We start from the raw sequence: 22,833 nt of genomic DNA on the forward strand, positions 1-22,833 counted from the left end.
TCGATCGCGTCGCTCAGACCGTTGTTTCCGCTGCGAACTGCTCGGCCTCGCCGAACACCTCTCCGAACGCCTGCCGCAGCGCCACGTCTACGTCGGTCATGCTGACGGGCAGGCCGAGATCGACCAGGCTGGTGACGCCATAGCGCGGATCGACCACGCCGCAGGGCACGATGGCATCGAAATGCGCCAGATCCGGTTCCACATTGATGGCGATGCCGTGGAAGGAGACCCAGCGCCGCAACCGCACACCGATGGCGGCGATCTTGTCCTCATATCCTGCGCCCTTGTCGGGCCGGGCGACCCAGACGCCAACGCGGTCCTCGCGCCGCTCGCCCTTCACGTTGAAGGCGGCCAGCGTCCGGATGATCAGGTCTTCCAGCGCCGCCACATAGGCCCGCACGTCCGGCCGGCGCGCCTTCAGGTCGAGCATCACATAGGCCACCCGCTGGCCGGGGCCGTGATAGGTCACCTGGCCGCCGCGGCCGGTCTCGAACACCGGATATCGGGCATCCAGCAGGTCGTCCGACTTGCCTGAGGTGCCGGACGTGTAGAGCGGGGGGTGTTCCAGCAGCCAGACCAGTTCCGGCGCCGTGCCCTCGGCAATGGCGGCGGCCCGGGCTTCCATCTCGGCCACGGCGTCCGGATAGGGAATCGGGGCATCGGACACCCGCCATTCCACCGGCCGGCCGGCGAGGCCTCGAGAAAATGGTGTCAAATCGAGGGTTTGGCGGTCATTAACCATTGGCTAACCATAACATGTTGATCTCGCAGGCACCGCAATCTTGCGTCTGTGCGATCCTGCATCTGGGAATTTGAGGCCGACGTGCCAACCCTCGATAAAATTACCGTCGATATCATGGTGGTTCTCGGCACCACGTCCATGCCTGTCCATCAGGTGATGCGGCTGAGCCGCGGCGCCATCATCGAACTGGATGCCACAGAGCAGGACGAGGTCAAAATCCTCGCCAATAACCTGCCTGTCGCCAGTGGCGTGGTGATGGTCGATCGCAACCGGATTGCGGTCGAGGTCAAGCAGATGCTGCCGCGGTCGCCTGACCACAGATAGGTGGCCGGGAGAGGCCAAGAGGCCTTGTCTCCCCATCATTGGTTTGTTACATCGGCGCCGGTTGATCCGGCCGGGCGATTTGCCCTCGCCGGATTTCTTTAGCGCTCGTGGCGGAATTGGTAGACGCGCTGCCTTGAGGTGGCAGTCCGTAACAGGGTGGGGGTTCGAGTCCCTCCGAGCGCACCACAGACCTCAATAAATCCAATGATTTGGCGGAAGAAGTTGCGAAACGGGGTGATCTCCGGGGCGCGGCTATGCGGGCTCACCCGCTCGCTGCCAGCACCAGCGCGCAGAGTGCCGCTGCAACCCCAATCACAAACGTCGTGCCATAGCCGAACAACCCAGCCGCATAGCCGACCGCGGGAGCCGTCAGGCCTATCGCCAGATCGAAGAAGGCGATGAAATTCGCCACCGCGCGGCCGCGTTGTTCGATGGGCACGCGGCGCGTGGCCTCGACGCCCATCGACGGGAAGATCAGCGAGAAGCCGATGCCGGTGACGAGTGCGCCGAGCAGTGCCAGCATCGGGCTCGTAGACAGCCAGATCAGCGCCTGACCGAGTGCTTCGATCGCCAGTGACACCATCGCCACGCGCGCGCCGCCGAACTGGTCGGGAAGGTGGCTGCCGACCAGGCGCACGAAGATAAATCCGGCTGAGAAGGCGGCTAGCGCGATGCCTGCGCCGGACCAGCCGCGCTCCACAAAGGTCAGTGCCAGAAACCCGGTAATCCCCGCGAAGGGAATGGTGGCGAGAAACAGCACCGTGCCGGAACGCCAGATCAGACCGATCACCTTGTAGAACGGCGTGCGTTCGGTGCTGCCCGACACAGGCACGTCGGGGATGGCGTAGGCGATCCCCAGTGCGATCAGTGGCGAGATCGCCGCCAGCACGCCGACGCCGGCAAAGCCGATGGAGGCATAGACCGCGAGGCCGATCGGTGCGCCCAACCCAATCGCAGAATACATGGCGATGCCTTGCCACGACATCACGAGACCGGTGCGATGCGGGCCGAGCCGTCCGATGCACCAGCTCATGGCGCCGGTGATGAACAGGCTTTCGCCGAAGCCGAGCGCGACGCGGCCGATCAGCAGCAGCGTGAGCTTGCCTTCGGCCGGTAGCGGCAGGGTGGCAGCCAGCAGATAGAACAGGCCGGCCAGCGCTGACAGCGGCAGGCCAAGCCGGATCACGTAGCGCGCGCCGTGATGGTCGCTCATGGTGCCGGCGCGGTGGCGGGTGAGCACGGTCACCACCGACTGGATGCCGATGGCGAAGCCGATCACGCCGGCCGAGAAACCGAGCTGGTCATGGATGTAGAGCGAGATCGGCGGCAGCGGCAAACCGACCGAGAGGAAGCCGAAAAAGACGATCAGCACCTGCTTGATCAGGCTCTTGCGGTCGTCGCGGCTGAGCGGTGCAAGCTTGGACGCAGCTTTGGGGGGAGCGTTCTGGTTCATGTCGACGTGCTTTCGAGGCGGCCAGCCACATTGGGGCTGTCCGGAGCTGAGCACGTTGAGTGACGTTAACGCTTACGGCGGGGAGACACCCTGCAAGCGGCTGGTTACGGCGAAGCAGGTTCCTCTGTCAAGGTTGTATAGTGCGGGAAGCGCTGCCGCACGATCGCGCTTAGGCACGGCGCCCGAACATGTCGCTCTTCGTTCGGCCGGTCGGTGCCACGCGCCGTCGTTTGACAAAAGTCCGTTGCGCGTTGCGGGTAAATCTCCAGATGCATTGTAGTTGTCATCTTCCTTTAGCGCTCGGGTAACGACTTGCCAGTAGCAACGCCGCCGTCCGGCAGCTAGACATGGCCGGTAGCGTCGATCTTCCGGAGCGGACATGAAATATCTGAGCTATGCCTATCGTTTCATCTCCAACTTTGCCTTCCTGGCGCTGGTCTATTTCAGCCTGAATTTTGTCGGCACCTATCAGCAGCGCGCCATCGTGGCGGCCCTGGTGCTGGCCTATGCGGGGATGCGGGCGATCTCGGCGCTGCGCACCTTCATCTTCTTCAAGGCGATCGAGAAGCTCGAACTCGAAGCACGCCGGCTCGGCGGCCTGTCCGGTGAAGGCCCGGCGGCCGTGGCAACACGGAAGATGGTTGTGAAGGACGTGGTTGAGCAGCGCCAGGCCGGCGAGATGAAGTCCTATATCGACCTGCTGTTCCTTGGCATCATCGTGGTGCTGTGTATCGCCAAGATTGTCAGCTGATCCCGGGGCGCTCAGCGCGGGACGGCAACTGCCGTCGGATGCAGGCCCGGCGGAATGGCGCCGGGGATGGTGCGTTTGGCAGCACTGGCATCGAGCGAGATCAATTGCCCGATCGCATCTGAAGCTGAGCCGCGGACGGGCACCGTCTGCTGCGCGTGATGCGGCAGCCGGACCAGCGCATTGACGGGCTTGCTGTGGCGCTCGGTGATCTCGAACAGGTCCTGTGCCGGTACCGGCAACGACGCAGTGTTCGTCATCGCATGCAGCGTCGCGGCGCGCGGCCACGGCGCCTGTTCAGGCAATGGCACGGCGCCCCGCCGCCGATCGAAATTCCTGCTCAGCGACAGCATCTGGTCGGAGGCCGAGATCGCCGGCGCGGGCAGCATGTCGTCATGGGCGAAGGCGAATGTCGGCACCTTGTGCCAGCGCGTGACGGCCACGGTCTCCGACACCGGATGCAACTGCCACTGCTGCGGCTCCGTGGGCGTCTTCGGCTTGTCGGGCGTGGCTGCCTCGACATGGACGATGCGATAGCCGCCGGCCTTGAGGTCGCGCAGGATGCCGGGCAGGGCGGCGACGGTGCGCGGCTGGATATCGTGCAGCAAGAGGATGCCCTTGCCCTTGGCGGCGATGCGCGAGATCGCGAGGTCATGGACCTTCTGCGACGACACATGGCGCCAGTCGTCGGCCGGGAAATCGGCGCTCCAGGTCTGGATCCCGCGCGAGGCCAGGTAGTCCTCGACCACACTGGCGCGCAGCAGGCCGGGAATGCGGAAGAACGGCGACAGCAGCGCGGGATCGCCCAGCGCGGCGGTCGTGTTGGCGATGCCTTCGTCGATTTCCTGCTGCGCCTTCTCGATCGGCATGCGGTTCATGCTGAGCGGATGGTTCTGGCTGTGGGTGCCGACGGTGTGGCCGAGCGTGATCAGCTTGCGCACGCCTTCGGGATGCTCCTTCGCCATCCGGCCGATGATGAAGAAGGTCGCCTTCACGCATTCGGAGGCCAGGATATCGAGGATCGCATTCGAGTGTTTCGGGATCGGGCCGTCGTCGAAGGTCAGCACGACCTCCTTGTCCTGCAGCGGCAGCGTCTCGGCATATTGCATGGTGCCGATCTTGGGGTGTTCGCGGGGATCGACCACGATGGTGCGCGAGGTGCCGAGCGCGCCGGGATTGCCCGGGCACGCCTCGGCCGACAGAGCGCTGGTGGTGCAGGCTGCGGCGGCGGTGAACAGGGTCAGGCCGGTGAGCAGGCTCAGGCACAGAAGGCGTCGTGCCCGGTCAGTCGTCGCCTTGTTCATTGGTCGATCCGTCACTCGCTTTGATGTCGGCCGTGAAGTTACCGGGGCGGCTGTGAACGCAATGTTAATCATGTCCGGCCGCCGACGGTATTTTCCGCATCCTGATGATCGCGCGTTCTATTGGGAACTGGAGCGGGCAGAGGACCCTGCGGCCGGCGGCACGATATGCACGACGCGGTAGCGGTTCTCCCGGAGATAGCGCAGGAAATCGGGCAGCATCGCGGCAGTCTGCGCCTTGGTGTCGTGAAACAGGATGATTCCCCGCCCGGCAGCCTTGAGCCGGCCGGTAATCAGCTCCAGTTGCTGCTGCGGGGTCATGGGATTCCAGTCGCTGGCCCAGAAATCCGCGCCGAACACCGCGATCCGGCGGGACTGCAGCATGTCCAACAGGGCCGGCGTCGACTCGAAATAGGGAAACCGGAAGAACGGCGTGGTCGGCACGGTCGTGGCCTTGCCATTCAGTGCCATTTCGTCGGCGCTGATGCCGCGGTCGATCTGCTCGACGGCAGCCGCATTGCTGATCTTCTTGAGGTCGGCATGGGCGAGGGTGTGATGGCCGACGGTGTGGCCCTCGGCAGCCATGCGCTTCACCAGCGACGCATTGGCCGTCGCGCTGTTGCCGATCAGGAAGAAGGTCGCGCGAACACATTCGCGCGACAGCGCCGTGAGAATTTTCGTCGTGGTCGGCGCGTTCGGGCCATCGTCGAAGGTCAGCACAACCTCGCGGTCTTCCAGCGGCAGCGTATCCGGAAAGCTCTGGGTGCCGACGCGTGGATAGGTCTTCGGATCCACGGTGAGAATGCGCGCGGTACCGAGCGTATCCTTGCGCGGGCAGTCTTCGGCATGTGCGACAACGGTCGATGCAATCAAGGCAAAGATGGCGGCCTTCAACACGATCACGACACTTTCCCGGCCGCTGATTTCGCGCACCGCGTTTTTCCGATTGCATCAGGCATTGCGCATTGGGTAATGCCTGATGCGAGCTTCCGTTCACAGATGGATTAGCGCATTTCCGACAGGATAGCGCTAGCTCCGTCACCCCCCAAACAAGCAGGCGAGGTGCGGCATGGCCGATGACGTCGATCTCGCCCAATCGGTCGCTCCCGAGGAATTGTCGGCGCTCGACAAGATGCCTATGCGCGATGCCGAAGGCGACATTCGCCCCGAATTTGTCGAGGCGATCTCGCACGCGGTTCAGGTGGCCGATACCGCATTTCTCAAGGAGATCGTCGGCGAGCTGCATGAAGCCGATCTCGGCGACCTGATCGAAGCCCTCGATGCCGACGAGCGCGTACCGCTGATCGAGCTGACCGGCACGGATTTCGACTTCTCGGCGCTGAACGAGGTTGACGACGCCGTTCGCGAGGAACTGCTTGAGGAACTTGAGCCGGAGACCGTGGCCGAGGGCGTTCGCGAACTCGATTCCGACGATGCCGTCGAGCTGCTGGAAGGCGTCGACGAGGAGGTCCAGGACGAGATTCTCGAGAAGCTGCCGCTGTCCGAGCGCGTGGCGCTCGAGCACAGCTTCACTTACCCCGAAAACTCCGCCGGCCGGCGGATGCAGACCGAGTTCATTGCAGTTCCGCCGGACTGGAATGTCGGTCAGGTCATCGACTATATGCGCGAAACGCCGGACCTGCCGGATCGGTTCTACGAGATCTATTCCGTCGGCGCCGATCAGCGCTGGCAGGGCGCAGTGTCGCTGGATTCGCTGCTGCGCGCGCGCCGTCCGGTGCTGCTGGCCGATCTGATCGACGAGGACCGCCGCCGCGTCTCGGTATTGGACGATCAGGAGGAAGTGGCGCGGATGTTCGGCAAGTACAATCTTGTCGCCGCGCCCGTGGTCGATACCGATGACCGGCTGGTCGGCGTCATCACCATCGACGACGTCGTCGACGTCATCGAGGAGGAGGCCGACGAGGACCTCAAGGCGCTCGGCGGCGTCACGTCAGACGAAGAACTGTCGGACAATTTCTGGACCATCGCCAAGGGCCGCTTTACGTGGCTGCTGATCAATCTCGCCACGGCCTTCATCGCGTCGTCGGTGCTGGGTCTGTTCGAGGACCAGTTGCAACAGATGGTAGCGCTGGCGGTGCTGGCGCCCATTGTCGCCAGCCAGGGCGGCAATGCCGCAACCCAGACCATGACGGTCGCGGTGCGCGCATTGGCGACGCGGCAGCTCAACCCCAATAACGCGATGCGCATCGTGATCCGCGAAGGCCTTGTCGGCCTGATCAACGGACTGGCCTTTGCGGTGATCACCGGCGTCGCAGCCTATGCCTGGTTCAGGACGCCCGGTCTCGGCATCGTCATCGGCCTTGCAATGATCTGCAATCTGATCGCCGGCGCGCTCGGCGGCATCCTGATTCCGATGGTGCTCGAACGCGTCAAGGCCGATCCGGCCGTGGCCTCCGGGACATTCGTGACCACGGTGACCGATGTGGTCGGCTTCTTCGCCTTCCTCGGCATCGCGACGCTGTGGTTCGGGCTGAAGTAGTTCGCAGTCCGTATAATGGATAAAGCGCAGCGAAACCCATCGCTTTCAATGCACCTGATGATGGATTTGGCTCGGCAGTATCGGAGACAGAGCGTTATTATGGCTACGAAGGGGTTCGCTGCTGCTGCAATAGCGATAGCCCTTTGTATGCCGTCGATGTCCTTTGCAGACAGCAGGAATGGGGAGCGGATTTTCTTGAACCGCTGCGCCATGTGCCACGGAAACAACGTTAAGGGCACAGGGCCTTTGGCTGATAAAAGCAGTCCGCCTGCACCCAATCTCACGACACCCGAGTTCAAGAAGCGTCTGCTCGATTATCCCGGTGTCATTGTATCGTCCGTGATACTCCGTCCCAACGGCGATCTCATTCCAAGGACCTTGCGCGAAAACGGCGTCAAATTGCCTCCGTTCGCATGGACGGTTAAGGACTTTCGCGATCTGAATGAGTATCTGACTGACAAGATCGCTAAGACCAAATGATCAAGGTGTCGCGCAATTCCTGATGACTCGTGGCTGATGGGACTGAACCCAAGATGGGAACGCTGTTGCCGGATTCATGAGGGGCTGTTTCGATAGCGCAACGAATTCATCGTCCCCGATGGGATCGGTTGACCCTGAACGAAGAACGATAAGTTGACCGAATCCATCGGTGCTTCAGTCGGCAGCGCCAATACGTCGTTTTCCATCACGGAGTCTCCTTCGCACCTTCTCGCCATGCCGGTACGGAACATTCACCGCTCCTTAACGGTAATAGTCGACCATCGCGCGCAATGAGGTCGAACATGCGCTTGCGGTTGAAGGCTGACGGACGGATCGTCGAATTGCGGGACGGGCACGAAGTGCCGCTGGTGCCCGATATGCCTGTTGTGCCGGAGCCGGTCGCGGTGCGACCCGGCGAAGCGGAAGTTCGCAATCTGCGCCGCCGTGCGCAGCTGACCCAGATGGAATTTGCCGCGCGTCTTGGCGTTCCCGTCGAGACGATCCGTAATTGGGAGCAGGGCAAGCGCATGCCGCGCGGTCCGGCCCGGGCCTTGCTGGCGGTGATCGCACACGCGCCGGAGACGGTGTTCGCGGCGCTTGCACCGGTTGCTGCGGACGCCTGAACGATCGTTGTGGATTATCGCCTGCGCTGACGCGCCGGTCATGTCCGGGACAAGCTTGTCGGCGTTCGTATCGTTCCTCTGTCAGAGGAGAAGATGATGCAGTTCGTGGAAGCAAACGGCGCCCGCATCCCGGCCATTGGCCTCGGGACATGGGAACTGCGTGGCCGCGCTTGTGCACGCGTCGTCGAACAGGCGATCCGGCTCGGCTATCGCCACATCGACACCGCACAGGTCTATGAAAACGAGCGCGATGTCGGCGAGGGCATCCACGCGTCGCACATTCGCCGTGACGAGATGTTCGTGACGACCAAGGTCTGGACCACGCATTTCGCGCCTCACAATCTCGAACGCTCCGTGAAGGAGAGCCTGACCAGGCTGCGGATGACCGAGGTCGATCTGCTGTTGCTGCACTGGCCCAATCCGCAGGTGCCGCTGGAGGAAACCCTTGGCGCACTGGCGCATGCCAGGCAGATGGGCCTGACCCGGCATATCGGCCTGTCGAATTTCACCGTGGCGCTGATCGAACAGGCTGTCGCCGCATGTCCCGCGCCGCTGGTCTGCGATCAGGTCGAGTACCATCCCTATCTCGATCAGGCGAAGGTGCAGGGCGCCTGCCGGCAGAATGGTCTGGCCATGGTCGCCTACAGCCCCATCGCCCGGGCAATGTCCGCGGCGACGAAACGCTTTCCGACATCGGCAAGGCACATGGCAAGAGCGCGGCACAGGTGTGCCTGCGCTGGCTGGTCCAGCAGGGCGCGGCGGCGATCCCGCGCACCTCCAAGGTCGAGCGTCTGTCGGAAAATATCGACGTGTTCGATTTCATGCTGTCCGAAAACGAGATGACGCGGATTTCGCATCTGGCGCACCCGAAGGGGCGGCTGACCGACTACGGCTTCGCGCCGAAATGGGATTGATCCATCAGGCCAACCGGCATTTGCCGCATTGATCTTGTGGACGGGATGGCTCATGCAGTGACACCGTCCGGCAAGCCAAGGGCCTCATGTTTTTCACGTTCTCCAAGATGCTCGGCTTCTTCACGGAGCCGTCCAATGCGATCGCCATCATCTGCGTGATCGGCATTGTGCTGGTGCTGCTGCAACGCCAGCGTGTCGGAACATTGCTGGTCACCTTTGGCATCCTGTTGCTGCTGCTGTTCGGCTATTCGCCTGTTGGCAATGTGCTGATGCTGTCGCTGACCGAGCGTTTTCCGAAATGGCAGGACGATGGCCGCGCACCCGACGGCATCATCGTGCTCGGCGGCGCGATCGATTCGGATTCGTCCGCGGCACGCGGCTCGCTGGAGATCAATTCGGCCGGCGAGCGGATAACGGCGATGCTGGAGCTGGCGCGCCGCTATCCGCAGGCGCGCATCGTCTTCACCGGCGGCGCCGGCAGCCTGATTGAAAAGTCGCTGTCCGAAGCGCCGGTGGCCGGCGAGCTGCTGCAGCGTTTCGGCGTGGCCCCCGAACGCGTCACGCTTGAAACCGCCTCCCGCACCACGGACGAAAATGCCGCCTTCACCGCAGGCCTGGTGTCGCCGAAGCCTGGCGAGCGCTGGCTGCTGGTGACGTCCGCCTGGCATATGCCGCGCGCGATCGGCGCGTTCCGCAGGGTCGGATTCGATGTCGACGCCTATCCGGTGGACTGGCGCACGCGCGGCTGGATCGACGCCACCGAGACCTTCGATTCCGCCAGCGCCGGCCTTGGCCGGAGCGACATCGCGGTTCACGAATGGGTGGGGCTGATCACCTATTGGCTCGCGGGCCGCAGCAACGAGTTGCTGCCGGGGCCGAAGACGCGGTGACAGGTCACTCCGCCTTCGGCAGCCCCAGCCGATAGACGCCGCGGAAGTCGTTGGGATCCTCGACCGGCTTGCCCTTGCGATAGATCACCAGCTTGCCATCCAGCGCGAGCGCCACGGCGGCGCGGCGGATCGGCATCAGCAGCGCGTGCCAGTCGCCCTCGGGCTCGATCACATGCGCGATCTCAGGCGGGCTCAGCGTGCCCGTGCCGTTGCGGGTGAGCGCGTCGAGGATCGCCTCGTCGAGCGGCAAGGGCTTCGGTTTCGGGGCCAGCTTGGCGGCTGACGGCTTTGGGGTCTTTGGAGGGGATTTGGCCATGCACTGCCATGACCGATCGCACCGCGCGACGCAAGCTGTGGCTTGGCGGACATGGCGCGGGGAAGGGCACGACGCTATGATCGGGCCAGTCGGCGTACAGAAGTCTCATTAGCCCCATGGAACCAAGGCACCTCATCCGCGCAGCGATTGCCGTCTCGGTGGTCGGCCATCTCGCTTTGGCGGCTGGGGTCTATTTCGCCGATGCGCGTCCGATGGAGCAGCATGAGGAGAGCGTTGCCGTCGATCTGGTAACGCCGCAGCAGCTCGCAGAGGCGGAGAAGAAGGCCGAGGAGACGCCGCCGGAGCCAGAGAAAAAGCCCGAACCGGAAAAGCCGGAATTTCGGCTGCCCGATTTGACCAACAAGCCGACCCTGGAAGAGCAGAAGACGCAGGCCGTCGCCGCCAAACCGCAGTCGTCGACGCATAACACCCCGCCGCAGCCGCAAAAGACGTCGCCGCAGCAACCCGCGCCGTCACCGCAGCAACAGGCCGCCCAGCAACCGCCGCCGCCTCAGCAGCAACAGGCCCAGCAGCCGCAGGCCACTCCCGCAACGCCGCCTCCGTCACCGCCACCGGCCGCGCAGCCATCGCTGCAGCAGCAGGCTGCCTTGCAGGCTCAGCCGCCGGCGCCGCAGCCCGGCCCGCAGCAGGCGCCGCCACAGCCCGAGGCCGATATCACCGTGAAATACGGCGTCATGCTGGGGCTGCCTGAAGGCTTCGGCGGCGGCGCCGCGTCGGAGCAGGCGGACCTGTCGAAGCTGGATATCGCCGCTTTCCGGCGGCATCTCAAAACCTGTTCGAAATTGCCCACCACCGTCGCGCGGGGCGATGACGCCAAGGTCAAGCTGCGCGCGGTGTTTTCGCCGGATGGCCGGCTAGTTGCCGAGCCCACGGTGATCGAGGTCCGGCGGCCGGCCAAGGCCGCGCTCTTGATGCAGGCAGCCAAGCAGGCGCTGGAAGCCTGCCAGCCCTATGCGATGCTGCCGGCCGACAAATACGACGAGTGGAAAGTGCTCGATCTCGATTTTACGCCGCAGGATTTCGCGGGGTAACCCTGATTTCGGCGTCGGGCGCCATGGCCTGCCAGGCATTGGAGGCGAACTGCCGGCGCCAGGTCACGATCACCACGGCTGCCGTCGAGACCAGGAACACCCAGGGGCTGACGAACCAGCCGAGATAGCCGAGCGCGAAGAAGAAGGCGCGCTGCCCGCGGTTGAAGTGCCGGGCCGCTGCGCCGAACATCCGCGTGGTGCGCACCACATGCGCTTCGGCCTCCGGCGTGTCGCGCTTCGAGGCCAGCGGCATCGCACCGATCAGGATCGCGACGTAGTTGAACAGCCGGTATGACCAGGCGAATTTGAAGAACGCATAGACGAAAATCAGAATCAGCCCGAAGCATTTGATCTCCCACATGCCCGGCGTCGTGTTGAAGCCGAGCGGCAGGTTCTGCATCATCGGCATCACTTCGTTGGTGGCGCGCAGCAGCGCCAGCGAGCCGCCGATGGCGATCAGCGTGGTCGAGGCAAACCACGCGGTACCGTTCTGCAGCGACGTCATGATATGGGTATCGACGATACGCGCCTCGCGCTCCAGCAGACGGCGCATCCAGACCTCACGATAGGCGTGCATGCGTGCCGATAGGCTGTCGCGGCCGTATTTGGTGTGCTCCAGCGTGATCGCATAGGTCGTCCACTCCAGGATGAAGAAGCCCAGCGCGAAGACGTCGACCCAGGAATAGTTGATCATGAAGCACCCATCGTATCAGTTGGCACTTCTGCCACGCATGCCGTGATGCAGCAACAAGCCTGTGCACGCGGCTTGCTTGCAGAGGCGCATGCGTGGCAATTTACCGGTCTCGCAAGGAGTGGTTGATGTCGCTGTCGCTGGTGATCGGTAATAAGAATTATTCGTCGTGGTCGATGCGGCCATGGGTTGCGCTCAAGGCTGCCGGCATCCCCTTCGCGGAGGTGTTTGTGCCGCTGTACACGGATGCCGCCGACAAGCAGCGCATTCTCGATGTGACCCCGTCCGGCAAGGTGCCGGCGCTCGTCGATGGCGAGATCACGGTGTGGGATTCGCTGGCGATCATCGAATATGCCGCCGAGCGTTTTCCGGATGCAAAGCTCTGGCCGGAAGACCGGGCCGCGCGCGCCCATGCGCGTTCGGTGTCTGCCGAGATGCATTCCGGCTTCATGCCGCTGCGCAACGAATGCGGTATGAACCTGCACCGGCCGGTCCGGGCGAAGGCGCTGTCCGACGATGCCAAGGCTAATATCCGGCGCATCCAGCAGATCTGGGCCGATTGCCGCGCGCGTTATGGCAAGTATGGACCGTATCTGTTCGGCGCCTTCAGCGGCGCGGATGCCATGTATGCGCCGGTGGTACACCGGTTCCTGACCTACGACATCGATGTCACGCCGGAAGCCCGTGCGTATATGGATACGATGCAGGCGCTGCCGGCGTTCCGACAATGGAGCGACGAGGGCCTCGCCGAAACCATCGTGATCCCGCGCTTCGAGGATGACTGAAACGTTTCGGTCGGAACGGGTCCCGGGTCGCGCCGCCACGATTTCGTCATGACCGGGGCCGTGCCATAACAACCGCATATTGCGGGTTCATGGCAGCCCGACTTTCTTTGGAAGCATTTTCCTTCGGAAATATGGCTTCCACATATGCGGGGACGACTCGATGAACGGGGTATGGGCGAATTCGCTCGATCAAATCTGGCGCGCGCCAACGCTTCCGATGTGGCTCGCGCTGGCTGCGTCCATCTTCTTCGCCCTGATCGTGCTGGCAACGCTGCTGCGCGCCGAGAAGTCTGTCGCCAACGGTGCGCTGACCGTGATCACGCTGCTGGCGATCGGCGTAGCTGCCGCGGCGACGCTGCGCAAATCCGAAACCGCAGGGCAGGACGCCTCGCACGCCGCCGTTGCGGCGCCTCAGGTGACTGCCTCGCTGCCGGCGCTGTCCTGCCTCGACGATCTCGCCGGCGATATGGTACTCGCGGGCTGCGAGAAGGTGCTGTTCGGCTCGGCGGATTCGGTGGCGGCTGCCGTATCGGCCTCGGCTGCGCAGATCAATCGTTTGACGTCGTATGGCGATGTCGCCGCAGCGAATAAATCCATGACGCCTGAACTGGCGGGGCTGCGCCGCGCGATCGAACGCGATCGCTACGGCCTGATTGCCTATGTGCTGCAATCGCGCGATCGCTGCATGCCGGAGAGCTGCGCTGCCTATGCCGCGTTGACCGATCACAAGCGGATTGCCGCGAATATGGAAGAGCGGACCTATGAGGGCCTCGTGACGCGCTATGCGCCCGGCTGGAATGCGCCGCCTGCGGCTGCGGCCGCTGCGACGGGCGCGCTGGCCGGATTGCCGGCCTCGGTTCCGACCGGCAAGCCGACCACGGCCGATTTCCCGTCCTCGTCCTCGATCCCGCCGATCTCGATCATGACGGAAACGCCCGTGAAGCCGCCAGCCGCCGCCAATGCGCAGGCGCCTGCGCCGCGCGCCGCCACGACAACGCCGCCACCTGCGGCCGCGAAGAAGCAGCCCGCGCCGAAGACCGCCGCTCGTCCACAGGCGCCTGCCGCCGTAGCGCCCGTGCAGCTTGCACCGGAGGCTCCGCCGGCCGATAACTGAGCGGTGGATAACGCCTTGTAAAACCGCGTCGCACTGCCGATTTCTGACCCATGCCCCTGCATCTCATCAAGCTCGCCGTCGGCTGCGAGATCCATCGCGGATTTCAGGAGCTATCTCTCCGAACGGATGCGCGCAGCAAAAGCGCGCGGCGCACCTCAGCATCACATCCACATCACCCGCATGGTGCCGAAACGCGATGCCGAACTGCTCGACGGCGGTTCGCTCTACTGGGTGATCAAGGGCGAGATCGCGCTGCGCGAAAAGATTTTGGCCATCGAACCGTTTCGCGACAGCGACGGTATCAATCGCTGTCGCCTGGTGATGCAGCCGAAGCCGGTCACGGTCGCGCCGCGCCCGCTGCGCCCGTTCCAGGGCTGGCGCTACCTCACCGACAAGGACGCCCCGCCGGATCTCGGCAAGGCCGCAGCGAGTATCGAAGCGATGCCGGAGCCGATGCGGCGCGAGCTGCGGGAACTGGGACTGCTGTAGGGCAGGGCGTCATCATTGCTCCAGCCCGTCATTCCGGGGCGCGAAGGCGGCAATGCCGCCGAAGCGCGAACCCGGAATCCCGGAGTGTTTTGCGCTGAACATGTCGAGATTCCGGGTTCGCCTGCGCGAAGGCGCGCAGCCGCCCCGGAATGACTGTGTGGGGCGGTACGACAGTTCCTAAACATTTTTTCCTATTTCCCGTTGACAATATCCCTTTCTTGATTATATTCCCCCTCGTCCTGCCCCACCGAGAGGGGCGATCGCGATCGTCACGTTCGCGGGGTGGGATGCGGTGGACGCCGGAGATGCGGCGTTACGCGGTTTGGGGGTGACGTCTGTCGTCGGGCAGGACGGATCTGCGCCAGCACTGCCACTGGCAAGGAGACGGCCGACCTTGGGATGGAAAGACCCCCTGGACAGTGTGACGGACGACCAAGTCAAAACGCGTCCGGCTTACTCGCTTGAGGCTCCCTGTCCCTCCGCCGTGGGACCATCATTTTGGTGATCGGACCGTTCGCCAAGGCAAAGTGCAAGCAGGCTGAAAAAAACACCGTATGCGGAACGTCGGGCACTTGCTCGGCGCCTCCGAAAGTCCTGATGCACTCACACTTGCGGAAGACCGCATCGCATCAGGCCCAAGGGTGCAACGGGCACCTGGCGTTCCGCACGCCCTCTCACAGGGGGCAGGGAATGCAAGAGACGACGGCGCCCCCGCGCCGCAAACAATGGGGGTGATGACGCATGTCTGAAATGGAGTGGCTGCCTGACAGTTGAATTCATGTCAGACGTCGCGGCCTGCGCGTAGCGCAAGCCGTTATTGTAGCACCACTCAGCCCACCGCTTCCGGAAATCCTGACCTCCGCTTTTGTGAGGGCTCACAGGCCGTCACCACGAAGTCGCTACCGCATCAGCAAAAACCGCGGCGATCCCGCTCCATCCATTCCGCTCTGTGAAATTCACGTCCGCAGCGTGAAATGTTGTCGCTTGCCAAGGCTGCCGTGAAAGGTCACAAAAAACTGAACTGGGACGAAACACCAATCGGAGAGACGTTTGAGCATCAAGGGCAAGGCATATATCGCCGGCATCTACGAACACCCGACCCGGCATGCGCCGGACAAATCCATTGCGCAGTTGCATGCCGAGGTCGCCAAGGGCGCGCTCGAGGATGCAGGCCTGACGCATAAGGATGTCGACGGCTATTTCTGCGCAGGCGATGCGCAAGGGGGCCTGTGGCCGATGGTCGACTATCTCGGCCTCAAGCCGCGTCACGTCGATTCAACCGAGACCGGCGGCTGCTCCTACATCATCCATCTCGGCCATGCCGCGCAGGCGATCGCCGCGGGCAAGTGCTCGATCGCACTCGTCACATTGGCCGGCAAGCCGCGCACCGGCGTAATGCCACCGCGTCTGCAGGGCGCCGAAGCCGATTTCGAGACTGCTTATGGTGCCACCACGCACAATGCCTATGGCATGTGTGCCATGCGTCACATGCACGACTACGGTACGACCAGCGAACAACTCGCCTGGATCAAGGTCGCGGCCTCGCATCACGCGCAGTACAACCCGCATGCGATGCTCAAGGACGTCGTCACCGTCGAGGACGTGCTGAACTCGCCGATGATCTCCGATCCGCTGCACCGCATGGATTGCTGCGTCGTCAGTGACGGCGGTGGCGCGATGATCGTCACCACGCCCGAGATCGCCAAGAGCCTGAAGAAGCCGCTGGTGCGCCTGATCGGCCACGGCGAAGCCATGAAGGGTCCGCGCGGCGGCAAGGATCTCGATCTCACTTACTCCGCCGGTGTGTGGTCCGGTCCGCGCGCCTTTGAGGAAGCAGGCGTGACCCCACAGGATATGAAATACGCGTCGATCTATGACAGCTTCACCATCACCGTGCTGATGCAGCTTGAAGACTTGGGCTTCTGCAAGAAGGGCGACGGCGGCAAGTTCGTCTCCGATGGCAACCTGATCTCGGGCGTCGGCAAGCTGCCGTTCAACACCGATGGCGGTGGTCTGTGCAGCAATCATCCCGTCAATCGCGGCGGCATGACCAAGATTCTCGAAGCCGTGCGCCAGCTGCGCGGCGAAGCCCATCCCAAGGTGCAGGTGCCGAATTGCGATCTGGCGATCGCCCATGGCACCGGAGGCCTGCTCGGCGTACGTCACGCCGCATCGACCGCTATTCTGGAGCGCGTGTAATGACTGAAGCCAAGAAGTATCCGACGCCGGCCGGCAATCCTGAATCGCAGCCGTTCTGGGATGCGGCCAAGGACGGCAAGTTCATGATCAAGCGCTGCACCACCTGCGGCGAAGCGCACTTCTTCCCGCGCGCGATCTGCCCGTTCTGTTTCTCCGACAAGACCGAATGGGAGCAGAGCTCGGGCGAGGGCGAGATCTACACCTACAGCCACATGCGCAAATCGGCGACCGGTCCCTACGTGATCGCCTATGTGACGCTGAAGGAAGGCCCCTCGGTGCAGACCAACATCGTCGACTGCGATCCGGGCAGTCTGAAGATCGGCCAGAAGGTGAAGCTGGTGTGGAAGCCCACCGACGGCGCGCCGCTGCCGTTCTTCACGCCGGCATAAGCAACGCACACAGGCTGTCATCACCCGCGTAAGCGGGTGATCCAGTAAACGCCGAAAGGCCTGTGTGTACTGGATCGCCCGGTCCTCTAGCGAAGCTCGCTTCGCGCTGCCGGGCGATGACAGTGAGAGAGAAACAGCAACAAACAAGAAAATCGGGAGCGACCGAATGCCCATCAACTACGAAGCCCTGATGGCGATGAAGAACATCGGCCAGAAATATGCCTGGACCGATCGCGAAGTGATGCTCTACGCCTATGGCATCGGCATGGGCGCCGATCCGATGGACGAGCGTGAACTCGCTTTCGTCAACGAGGGCACCTATACGCCGCGTCCGCTGAAAGTCGTGCCGACCTATGCATCGGTTGCCGCATGGGGCTCGGGCCCGGGCGAGATGGGTCTCAACAAGCTGCTGGTGGTCGATGGCGAGCGCGACATCACCTTTCACAAGCCGCTGCCGGTGGCTGCGAAGATCACCGCGGACTCAAGCGTGCTTGGCGTGTTCGACAAGGGCGCCGACAAGGGCGCCGTAATCCTGCATCAGACCATCCTGCGCGATGAAGCCGGGGAGGCGCTGGCGACTCTCGTGGCGTCGCGTTTCGCCCGCGGCGATGGCGGCTTCGGCGGCAAGTCCGAAGGCCAGCCCGAGCCGCATGCGATGCCGAAGCGCGCGCCGGACAAGACCGTCGACATCACGACGCGGCCCGACCAGGCGCTGATCTATCGCCTGTGCGGCGACCGCAACCCGCTGCATAGCGATCCCGAATTCGCCAAGCGCGCCGGCTTCCCGCGTCCGATCCTGCACGGCATGTGCACCTACGGCATCACCTGCCGCGGCGTGCTGCAGACCTATGCCGACTACGATCCATCCGCCTTCAAGCAGCATGCGGTGCGCTTCTCGTCGCCGGTGTTTCCGGGCGAGACTGTCAGCATGGATTTGTGGAAGGACGGCAACGTCGTGTCGTTCGAGGCCAAGGTGAAGGAACGCGGCGTCACCGTGATCAAGAGCGGCAAGACGGTGCTGGCGTAAACTCAGTCCTCTCGACGTCATGCCCGGCCTTGTGCCGGGCATCCACGTCTTGGTCAAAACGTAAGGCGTGGATGGCCGGTTCAAGCCCGGCCATGACGGAGCAAAACAAAAAACCAAAATCGTAAAAATGCAGGGAGCGTGCCATGGGTCTTCTCGACGGTAAGGTTGCCATCATCACAGGCGCCGGTGGCGGCCTCGGTGAAGCCTACGCCAAACTGTTCGCACGCGAGGGTGCATCCGTCGTGGTCAACGATCTCGGCGGCCCACGCGATGGCTCCGGTTCCGATCTCTCCATGGCGCAGCAGGTCGTCGACGCCATCAAGAAAGAGGGCGGCAAGGCCGCCGCCAACGGCGCCGACATCTCGACCATATCAGGCGGCCAATCGGTGTTCGACGATGCCATCAAGGCCTTCGGCAAGGTCGATATCCTCGTCAACAATGCCGGCATCCTGCTCGACCAGACCTTCGCCAAGGCGTCCGAGGCGGCGTGGGACAAGGTGATGCAGGTGCATCTCAAAGGCACGTTCTGCGTCACCCAGCCGGCCTTCAAGTGGATGAAGGAAAACGGCGGCGGCGTCATCGTCAACACGTCCTCGACCTCCGGCCTGATCGGCAATTTCGGCCAGAGCAATTACGGCGCGGCCAAGGGTGGCATCTGGGGCCTGTCCAACGTACTGGCCATCGAGGGGCGCAAATACAATATCCGCGTGTGGACGCTGGCGCCGGGCGCGCTGACCCGTATGACGGCGGACCTGCCGCGCTACATCGAAAATCCCGGTGCGGCGCTCGGCCCGGACGGTATCGCGCCGGCGGTGCTCTACATGGTCAGCGATCTATCCGGCAACCAAACGGGGAAGGTACTCGGCGTGTCCGGCCCGCGCGGCGTCCGCGAGATGAAGATGATGGAAAAAGAAGGCTGGAAGCCGCCCCATGACGGCTGGAGCGCGCAGGACGTGGTGACCCATGCTGGCGAGATCTTCTTCTCGGACGAGGCAAGCCAGCACGGGGCACGGCGTTTTTGAGGGGCATCTAGGCCCGGTTCGGGCGGACAGACCGGATATTTCCCGGTACAATGCCGGCATCCATTCACAGAGGCCCATGATGAAACTGACCGCCAAAGCCGCCGGCACCTTCGCCATCGCACCGACCCCGTTCCTCGACGACGGCCGCATCGACGACAAATCGATCGACGGCCTGACGGATTTCTACGCCCAGGTCGGCTGCAACGGTGTGACCGTGCTTGGCATCATGGGCGAGGCGCCGAAGCTGGAGGGGGCTGAGTCCGAGGCCGTGGCCACCCGCTTCATCAAGCGCGCCAGCGACAAGATGCAGATCATCGTCGGCGTTTCCGCCCCCGGTTTTGCCGCCATGCGTTCGCTGGCGCTGAAGTCGATGGATGCCGGCGCTGCCGGCGTCATGATCGCCCCGCCGCCGCATCTGCGCACCGATGACCAGATCACCAACTATTTCAAGCAGGCGGTGGACGCTATCGGCGACGACGTCCCGTGGGTACTGCAGGACTATCCGCTGACCCTCACCGTGGTGATGACACCTGCGGTGATCCGCAAGATCATCATGGACTCCAAGTCCTGCGTGATGCTGAAGCACGAGGACTGGCCGGGCCTGGAGAAGATCACCGCGCTGCGTAACTTCCAGAAGGACGGCAGCTTGCGCGAGACCTCGATCCTCACCGGCAATGGCGGTGTGTTCCTGGAGTTCGAAATGGAACGCGGCGCTGATGGCGCGATGACGGGTTATGCCTTCCCTGAGCTGCTGATCGACGTCGTCAATCTCTCGAAGAAGGGCGAGCGCGACAAGGCGCACGATCTGTTCGATGCTCATCTGCCGCTGATCCGCTACGAGCAGCAGCTCGGCATCGGTCTCGCGGTCCGCAAATATGTGCTGCAGAAGCGCGGCGTTATTGCATCAAGCGCGCAGCGCAAGCCGGGTGTGGCGATCACGGCGCAGGCGAAGGCGGAGGTCGATTATCTCCTCTCGCGCGTCGCGCGCTACGACAAGCGCGCGAACATCGCACCGCAGTCGAGTGCTGCGGGTTAATAACTCCCCAGAAGTGTCATGGCCGGGCTTGACCCGGCCATCCATCTTCAGGGTTGCCAAGTAAAAGATGGATGCCCGGATCAAGTCCGGGCATGACAAACGAGAGGTCGGCAATCGCCGGCACAACAGGCATCAAAGAATGCCGATCAGGGAGAAACTGAATGCCAAGCGAGCCCGGCGTTGTGCGACCTGCTTCCACCATCCTCCTGCTGCGCAAGGGTGCAACCGACGCCATCGACGTCTTCATGATGGTGCGGCACTATCAGATCGAATTCGCATCCGGTGCGCTGGTGTTTCCAGGCGGCAGCGTCGATGCCGGCGATCGCGAGATCGGCACACGGCCCGAACTCTATAGCGGCGGCCGGGGCCTCGATCCCGATGCGCTGGCTTTCAAGATCGCCGCGATCCGCGAGACCTTCGAGGAAAGCCGCATCCTGCTGGCACGGCCGCGCGGATCGAAAGACCTGATCGCCGCGACGAAGGCGAGCGCTATCGCCGATCAGTATCGCGATGCGCTGAACGAGGGCAAGGTCAAATTCGCCGATATCATCGCCGAGAACGATCTGGAGCTCGCGCTCGATCTGCTGGTGCCCTACGCACACTGGATTACGCCGGAAGGCATGAAGAAGCGCTTCGACACCTGGTTCTTCCTCGCCGAAGCGCCGCCCGAACAGGTCGGCATGCATGACGGCAAGGAATCCACGGATTCGATCTGGCTGTCGCCGCGCGAAGCGTTGGACGGCGGCGCATCGGGCCGTTTCACGCTGCCGTTCCCGACCACGCGCAATCTCATCAAACTCGGCAAGCAGCCCAGCGTCGCAGGCGCAATCGACGACGCCAACCGCAGCACGATCGTCAGCGTGACGCCCATCGTCACGCGCGATGGCGACAAGCGCCAGTTGCGGATTCCGATGGAGGCCGGCTATGACGGCGAGGTGTTCGAACTCACCGGCGCGCCATAGCGCGCTGGTCTATCCCGCCTTGGCTTGCGGCGCCGCTGCGGCATTCTCCCAGAATGGCCGCCGCAACTCGCGCTTCAGCACCTTGCCGGCACCCGACAGCGGGAAGGGCTCGCTGCGCACGTCCACGCTGCGTGGGCACTTGTAGCCGGCGATCTTCTCCTTGCAGAAGGCGATGATCTCGGCGGCGTTGACGCTCGCACCGGGTTTCGGAATGACAAATGCGTGCACGGTCTCGCCCCATTGCGAATCGGGAATGCCGATCACGGCGCATTGCGCCACGGCCGGATGTTGTGCGACGACATTCTCGACTTCGGTGGAGTAGACGTTCTCGCCGCCGGAGATGATCATGTCCTTCATCCGATCGACGAGATAGATATAGCCTTCGTCGTCCATGTAGCCGCCGTCGCCTGTGTGCATCCAGCCGTCGATGACGGCCCTGGCTGTTTCTTCCGGTCGTTCCCAATAGCCCATCATCACGTTCTGGCCGCGCACGGCGACTTCGCCGACTTCACCATTCGGCACGGGCTTGCGATTGGCGTCGACGATGCGGGCCTCGCAGCCGATTGCCGCACGGCCGCAAGCGCGTTGACGGTTCTTCGCCGCAGCTTGCTCGCCAATATGCTGATCCCACGGCAGATGCGTCGCCAGCGGCGACAGTTCGGTCATGCCATAGAGCTGATGGAATTCGGTGCCGGGCATGCCGGCCATCGCGCGTTTCAGTAGTGCATCGTTGATCGGCGAGGCGCCATACATCATGATTTTCAATGATGACAGATCGGCGGTCGCGAAAGCGGAGTGATCGACCAGCATCTGGATCATGGTCGGGACGATCAATGTGACTGACACTTTCTCGCGGGCGATGGTCTGCATCACCAATTCCGGATTGAACATCCGGACGATGACATTAGTGCCGCCAGATGCCAGCGAGGTGAACATCACCCCGCCATTGGCGACATGAAACATCGGCGCTGCGTTGAGATAGATCGAACCATGGGGCAGCAGCCCTTCGCTCATCATATGCAGCGAATTGCTCATGATATTGCCGTGGCTCAGCATTACGCCTTTGGAGCGGCCTGTGGTGCCGCCAGTGTAAAAGATACCTGCGAGATCCTCGCGTGTCCGCATCGCATCCAGCACGGGCTCCGTCGATTGGACCAGCTCATCGTAGTTGTGCGCTTCCGCGGGACCTTTTTCGTCGTCCGCATAGACCAGCGTGAGCGGCATGGCCTTGGCGAGTTCGACGCCCATGGCGGCGAAGACACTGTCGACGACCAACGCGCTGGCGCGGCAGTCGAGCAGGGATTCGAGAATTTCGGCCTGGCTCCAGCGCACATTGGTCGGCACGATTACGGCGCCGGCCCAGGCGATGCCCAGATAGAGTTCGAGATAGCGGTCGGAGTTCAGCATCAGCACCGCCACGCGGTCGCCGTGCTTGACGCCAAGCTTTTGCAGCGCACCTGCAAGACGCGCGACGCGGTCTCCAACCTCGCGCCATGTCCGGCGGCGATCGCCGTCGATGGTGGCTATTGTCTGCGGGCTGGTTTGCAGCGCACGGCGCAGGCCTTGCGTGATGTTCATGGCGTTTCCCCTCGATACTGCGGATGCTGTGCGCATCTCTGTCGCGCGATCATAACCATAGGTGAGGGGCGGGCAAGCGTAGCCGATCGCTTATATCTCACCAGATGGTTCAAAGGAGTTGCGCGAGCTTTGCGATGCAAAACGCGTCAGAGAAAAATCTGGAACTGTTCTCATCTGTTGACGATTCAACTCCTGCGC

23 protein-coding genes, 1 tRNA gene and 2 pseudogenes are annotated in these 22,833 nt (G+C 63.2%); 18 read left to right on the forward strand and 8 right to left on the reverse strand.

Annotated elements, in window-relative coordinates:
* Positions 1-13: 13 nt before the first annotated feature.
* Positions 14-742, reverse strand: a complete 729-nt coding sequence (gene lipB / locus RSO67_RS29280; RefSeq protein WP_315841720.1) for a lipoyl(octanoyl) transferase LipB — start codon at positions 740-742, stop codon at positions 14-16.
* Between the two features lie 81 nt (positions 743-823).
* On the opposite strand from lipB, the gene RSO67_RS29285 reads away from it, so the two are divergent.
* Positions 824-1,066, forward strand: a complete 243-nt coding sequence (locus RSO67_RS29285) for a FliM/FliN family flagellar motor switch protein (RefSeq protein WP_068730739.1) — start codon at positions 824-826, stop codon at positions 1,064-1,066.
* Between the two features lie 101 nt (positions 1,067-1,167).
* Positions 1,168-1,252 (forward strand) — tRNA-Leu (locus tag RSO67_RS29290).
* Between the two features lie 76 nt (positions 1,253-1,328).
* Here RSO67_RS29290 and RSO67_RS29295 read toward each other — a convergent pair.
* A complete protein-coding gene (locus tag RSO67_RS29295; protein ID WP_315841721.1) occupies positions 1,329-2,519 on the reverse strand; it encodes an MFS transporter in 1,191 nt (396 codons plus the stop codon).
* 379 nt (positions 2,520-2,898) lie between these two features.
* On the opposite strand from RSO67_RS29295, the gene RSO67_RS29300 reads away from it, so the two are divergent.
* Positions 2,899-3,270, forward strand: coding sequence for a hypothetical protein (locus RSO67_RS29300; RefSeq protein ID WP_092151266.1), 372 nt, complete (start codon positions 2,899-2,901; stop codon positions 3,268-3,270).
* Between the two features lie 11 nt (positions 3,271-3,281).
* On the opposite strand, the gene RSO67_RS29305 is transcribed toward RSO67_RS29300, so the two are convergent.
* Together RSO67_RS29305 and RSO67_RS29310 are read right to left on the reverse strand one after the other, a co-directional pair.
* Complete coding sequence (locus tag RSO67_RS29305; protein WP_315841722.1) at positions 3,282-4,571, reverse strand: polysaccharide deacetylase family protein; 1,290 nt, start codon at positions 4,569-4,571, stop codon at positions 3,282-3,284.
* 117 nt (positions 4,572-4,688) lie between these two features.
* Positions 4,689-5,501, reverse strand: coding sequence for a polysaccharide deacetylase family protein (locus RSO67_RS29310; RefSeq protein WP_315841723.1), 813 nt, complete (start codon positions 5,499-5,501; stop codon positions 4,689-4,691).
* Positions 5,502-5,637: 136 nt separating this feature from the next.
* Between RSO67_RS29310 and mgtE the strand changes: the two genes are divergently transcribed.
* Positions 5,638-7,068 (forward strand): magnesium transporter, encoded by a 1,431-nt coding sequence (mgtE, locus tag RSO67_RS29315; RefSeq protein ID WP_315841724.1) that lies wholly within the window; start codon positions 5,638-5,640, stop codon positions 7,066-7,068.
* Between the two features lie 15 nt (positions 7,069-7,083).
* Complete coding sequence (locus tag RSO67_RS29320) at positions 7,084-7,548, forward strand: cytochrome c (RefSeq protein ID WP_315841725.1); 465 nt, start codon at positions 7,084-7,086, stop codon at positions 7,546-7,548.
* A 74-nt stretch (positions 7,549-7,622) separates the two neighbouring features.
* On the opposite strand, the gene RSO67_RS29325 is transcribed toward RSO67_RS29320, so the two are convergent.
* Positions 7,623-7,799 (reverse strand): hypothetical protein, encoded by a 177-nt coding sequence (locus tag RSO67_RS29325; RefSeq protein WP_315841726.1) that lies wholly within the window; start codon positions 7,797-7,799, stop codon positions 7,623-7,625.
* 51 nt (positions 7,800-7,850) lie between these two features.
* Between RSO67_RS29325 and RSO67_RS29330 the strand changes: the two genes are divergently transcribed.
* From RSO67_RS29330 to RSO67_RS29340, 3 genes and pseudogenes are all read left to right on the forward strand, one after another.
* Complete coding sequence (locus RSO67_RS29330; RefSeq protein ID WP_315841727.1) at positions 7,851-8,171, forward strand: helix-turn-helix domain-containing protein; 321 nt, start codon at positions 7,851-7,853, stop codon at positions 8,169-8,171.
* Between the two features lie 96 nt (positions 8,172-8,267).
* Positions 8,268-9,085: pseudogene (locus RSO67_RS29335) on the forward strand (aldo/keto reductase).
* Positions 9,086-9,171: 86 nt separating this feature from the next.
* Complete coding sequence (locus RSO67_RS29340; RefSeq protein ID WP_315841728.1) at positions 9,172-9,975, forward strand: YdcF family protein; 804 nt, start codon at positions 9,172-9,174, stop codon at positions 9,973-9,975.
* Between the two features lie 4 nt (positions 9,976-9,979).
* Here the strand turns inward: RSO67_RS29340 and RSO67_RS29345 are convergent, their stop codons facing one another.
* Positions 9,980-10,291 carry a DUF3253 domain-containing protein gene (locus RSO67_RS29345; RefSeq protein WP_315841729.1) on the reverse strand — a complete coding sequence of 104 codons (312 nt, stop codon included), beginning with the start codon at positions 10,289-10,291 and terminating at the stop codon, positions 9,980-9,982.
* A 116-nt stretch (positions 10,292-10,407) separates the two neighbouring features.
* Here RSO67_RS29345 and RSO67_RS29350 point away from each other — a divergent pair, with 116 nt between their 5' ends.
* Complete coding sequence (locus tag RSO67_RS29350; protein WP_315841730.1) at positions 10,408-11,343, forward strand: hypothetical protein; 936 nt, start codon at positions 10,408-10,410, stop codon at positions 11,341-11,343.
* On the opposite strand, the gene RSO67_RS29355 is transcribed toward RSO67_RS29350, so the two are convergent.
* Positions 11,318-12,034, reverse strand: coding sequence for a DUF599 domain-containing protein (locus tag RSO67_RS29355; protein WP_081421764.1), 717 nt, complete (start codon positions 12,032-12,034; stop codon positions 11,318-11,320). The genes RSO67_RS29350 and RSO67_RS29355 overlap by 26 nt on opposite strands.
* Before the next feature lie 128 nt (positions 12,035-12,162).
* Between RSO67_RS29355 and RSO67_RS29360 the strand changes: the two genes are divergently transcribed.
* The 9 genes and pseudogenes from RSO67_RS29360 (at position 12,163) to RSO67_RS29400 (ending at position 21,057) form a co-directional block, all read left to right on the forward strand.
* Positions 12,163-12,819: a glutathione S-transferase family protein gene (locus RSO67_RS29360; protein WP_315841731.1), complete on the forward strand. Its 657-nt coding sequence runs from the start codon at positions 12,163-12,165 to the stop codon at positions 12,817-12,819.
* Positions 12,820-12,979: 160 nt separating this feature from the next.
* Entirely contained in the window at positions 12,980-13,933 is a 954-nt protein-coding gene (locus RSO67_RS29365; protein WP_315841732.1) for a hypothetical protein, read from the forward strand.
* A 50-nt stretch (positions 13,934-13,983) separates the two neighbouring features.
* Positions 13,984-14,422: pseudogene (locus tag RSO67_RS29370) on the forward strand (DUF1489 family protein).
* A 1,050-nt stretch (positions 14,423-15,472) separates the two neighbouring features.
* Positions 15,473-16,621: a thiolase domain-containing protein gene (locus RSO67_RS29375; protein WP_068730675.1), complete on the forward strand. Its 1,149-nt coding sequence runs from the start codon at positions 15,473-15,475 to the stop codon at positions 16,619-16,621.
* Positions 16,621-17,010, forward strand: coding sequence for a Zn-ribbon domain-containing OB-fold protein (locus RSO67_RS29380; protein WP_089267252.1), 390 nt, complete (start codon positions 16,621-16,623; stop codon positions 17,008-17,010). Before RSO67_RS29375 ends, RSO67_RS29380 begins: the two co-directional genes overlap by 1 nt.
* A 166-nt stretch (positions 17,011-17,176) precedes the next feature.
* The gene (locus RSO67_RS29385) at positions 17,177-18,037 is read left to right on the forward strand and encodes a MaoC family dehydratase (protein ID WP_315841733.1); all 861 of its coding nucleotides are present in this window, start codon (positions 17,177-17,179) and stop codon (positions 18,035-18,037) included.
* A 143-nt stretch (positions 18,038-18,180) separates the two neighbouring features.
* Positions 18,181-19,059 (forward strand): SDR family oxidoreductase, encoded by an 879-nt coding sequence (locus RSO67_RS29390; RefSeq protein WP_315841734.1) that lies wholly within the window; start codon positions 18,181-18,183, stop codon positions 19,057-19,059.
* A gap of 79 nt (positions 19,060-19,138) precedes the next feature.
* Positions 19,139-20,095 (forward strand): dihydrodipicolinate synthase family protein, encoded by a 957-nt coding sequence (locus RSO67_RS29395; protein ID WP_315844390.1) that lies wholly within the window; start codon positions 19,139-19,141, stop codon positions 20,093-20,095.
* 161 nt (positions 20,096-20,256) lie between these two features.
* Entirely contained in the window at positions 20,257-21,057 is an 801-nt protein-coding gene (locus tag RSO67_RS29400; RefSeq protein WP_315841735.1) for an NUDIX hydrolase, read from the forward strand.
* A gap of 9 nt (positions 21,058-21,066) precedes the next feature.
* Here the strand turns inward: RSO67_RS29400 and RSO67_RS29405 are convergent, their stop codons facing one another.
* Positions 21,067-22,635, reverse strand: a complete 1,569-nt coding sequence (locus tag RSO67_RS29405) for a long-chain-fatty-acid--CoA ligase (protein WP_315841736.1) — start codon at positions 22,633-22,635, stop codon at positions 21,067-21,069.
* Positions 22,636-22,833 lie beyond the last annotated feature (198 nt).

It is taken from the genome of Tardiphaga sp. 709 (assembly GCF_032401055.1).
Lineage (GTDB): Bacteria > Pseudomonadota > Alphaproteobacteria > Rhizobiales > Xanthobacteraceae > Tardiphaga.

Excerpts from the sequence above, each read along its gene's own strand:
- RSO67_RS29345 (WP_315841729.1), bottom strand. The coding sequence starts at position 10,291 with ATGGCCAAATCCCCTCCAAAGACCCCAAAGCCGTCAGCCGCCAAGCTG.
- RSO67_RS29405 (WP_315841736.1), bottom strand. The coding sequence starts at position 22,635 with ATGAACATCACGCAAGGCCTGCGCCGTGCGCTGCAAACCAGCCCGCAG.
- RSO67_RS29360 (WP_315841731.1), top strand. The coding sequence starts at position 12,163 with ATGTCGCTGTCGCTGGTGATCGGTAATAAGAATTATTCGTCGTGGTCG.
- RSO67_RS29395 (WP_315844390.1), top strand. The coding sequence starts at position 19,139 with ATGAAACTGACCGCCAAAGCCGCCGGCACCTTCGCCATCGCACCGACC.
- RSO67_RS29385 (WP_315841733.1), top strand. The coding sequence starts at position 17,177 with ATGCCCATCAACTACGAAGCCCTGATGGCGATGAAGAACATCGGCCAG.
- RSO67_RS29365 (WP_315841732.1), top strand. The coding sequence starts at position 12,980 with ATGAACGGGGTATGGGCGAATTCGCTCGATCAAATCTGGCGCGCGCCA.
- RSO67_RS29305 (WP_315841722.1), bottom strand. The coding sequence starts at position 4,571 with ATGAACAAGGCGACGACTGACCGGGCACGACGCCTTCTGTGCCTGAGC.
- RSO67_RS29320 (WP_315841725.1), top strand. The coding sequence starts at position 7,084 with ATGGATAAAGCGCAGCGAAACCCATCGCTTTCAATGCACCTGATGATG.
- RSO67_RS29390 (WP_315841734.1), top strand. The coding sequence starts at position 18,181 with ATGGGTCTTCTCGACGGTAAGGTTGCCATCATCACAGGCGCCGGTGGC.
- RSO67_RS29400 (WP_315841735.1), top strand. The coding sequence starts at position 20,257 with ATGCCAAGCGAGCCCGGCGTTGTGCGACCTGCTTCCACCATCCTCCTG.
- lipB (WP_315841720.1), bottom strand. The coding sequence starts at position 742 with ATGGTTAATGACCGCCAAACCCTCGATTTGACACCATTTTCTCGAGGC.
- RSO67_RS29325 (WP_315841726.1), bottom strand. The coding sequence starts at position 7,799 with ATGTTCCGTACCGGCATGGCGAGAAGGTGCGAAGGAGACTCCGTGATG.
- RSO67_RS29350 (WP_315841730.1), top strand. The coding sequence starts at position 10,408 with ATGGAACCAAGGCACCTCATCCGCGCAGCGATTGCCGTCTCGGTGGTC.
- RSO67_RS29340 (WP_315841728.1), top strand. The coding sequence starts at position 9,172 with ATGTTTTTCACGTTCTCCAAGATGCTCGGCTTCTTCACGGAGCCGTCC.
- RSO67_RS29295 (WP_315841721.1), bottom strand. The coding sequence starts at position 2,519 with ATGAACCAGAACGCTCCCCCCAAAGCTGCGTCCAAGCTTGCACCGCTC.
- RSO67_RS29300 (WP_092151266.1), top strand. The coding sequence starts at position 2,899 with ATGAAATATCTGAGCTATGCCTATCGTTTCATCTCCAACTTTGCCTTC.
- mgtE (WP_315841724.1), top strand. The coding sequence starts at position 5,638 with ATGGCCGATGACGTCGATCTCGCCCAATCGGTCGCTCCCGAGGAATTG.
- RSO67_RS29380 (WP_089267252.1), top strand. The coding sequence starts at position 16,621 with ATGACTGAAGCCAAGAAGTATCCGACGCCGGCCGGCAATCCTGAATCG.
- RSO67_RS29330 (WP_315841727.1), top strand. The coding sequence starts at position 7,851 with ATGCGCTTGCGGTTGAAGGCTGACGGACGGATCGTCGAATTGCGGGAC.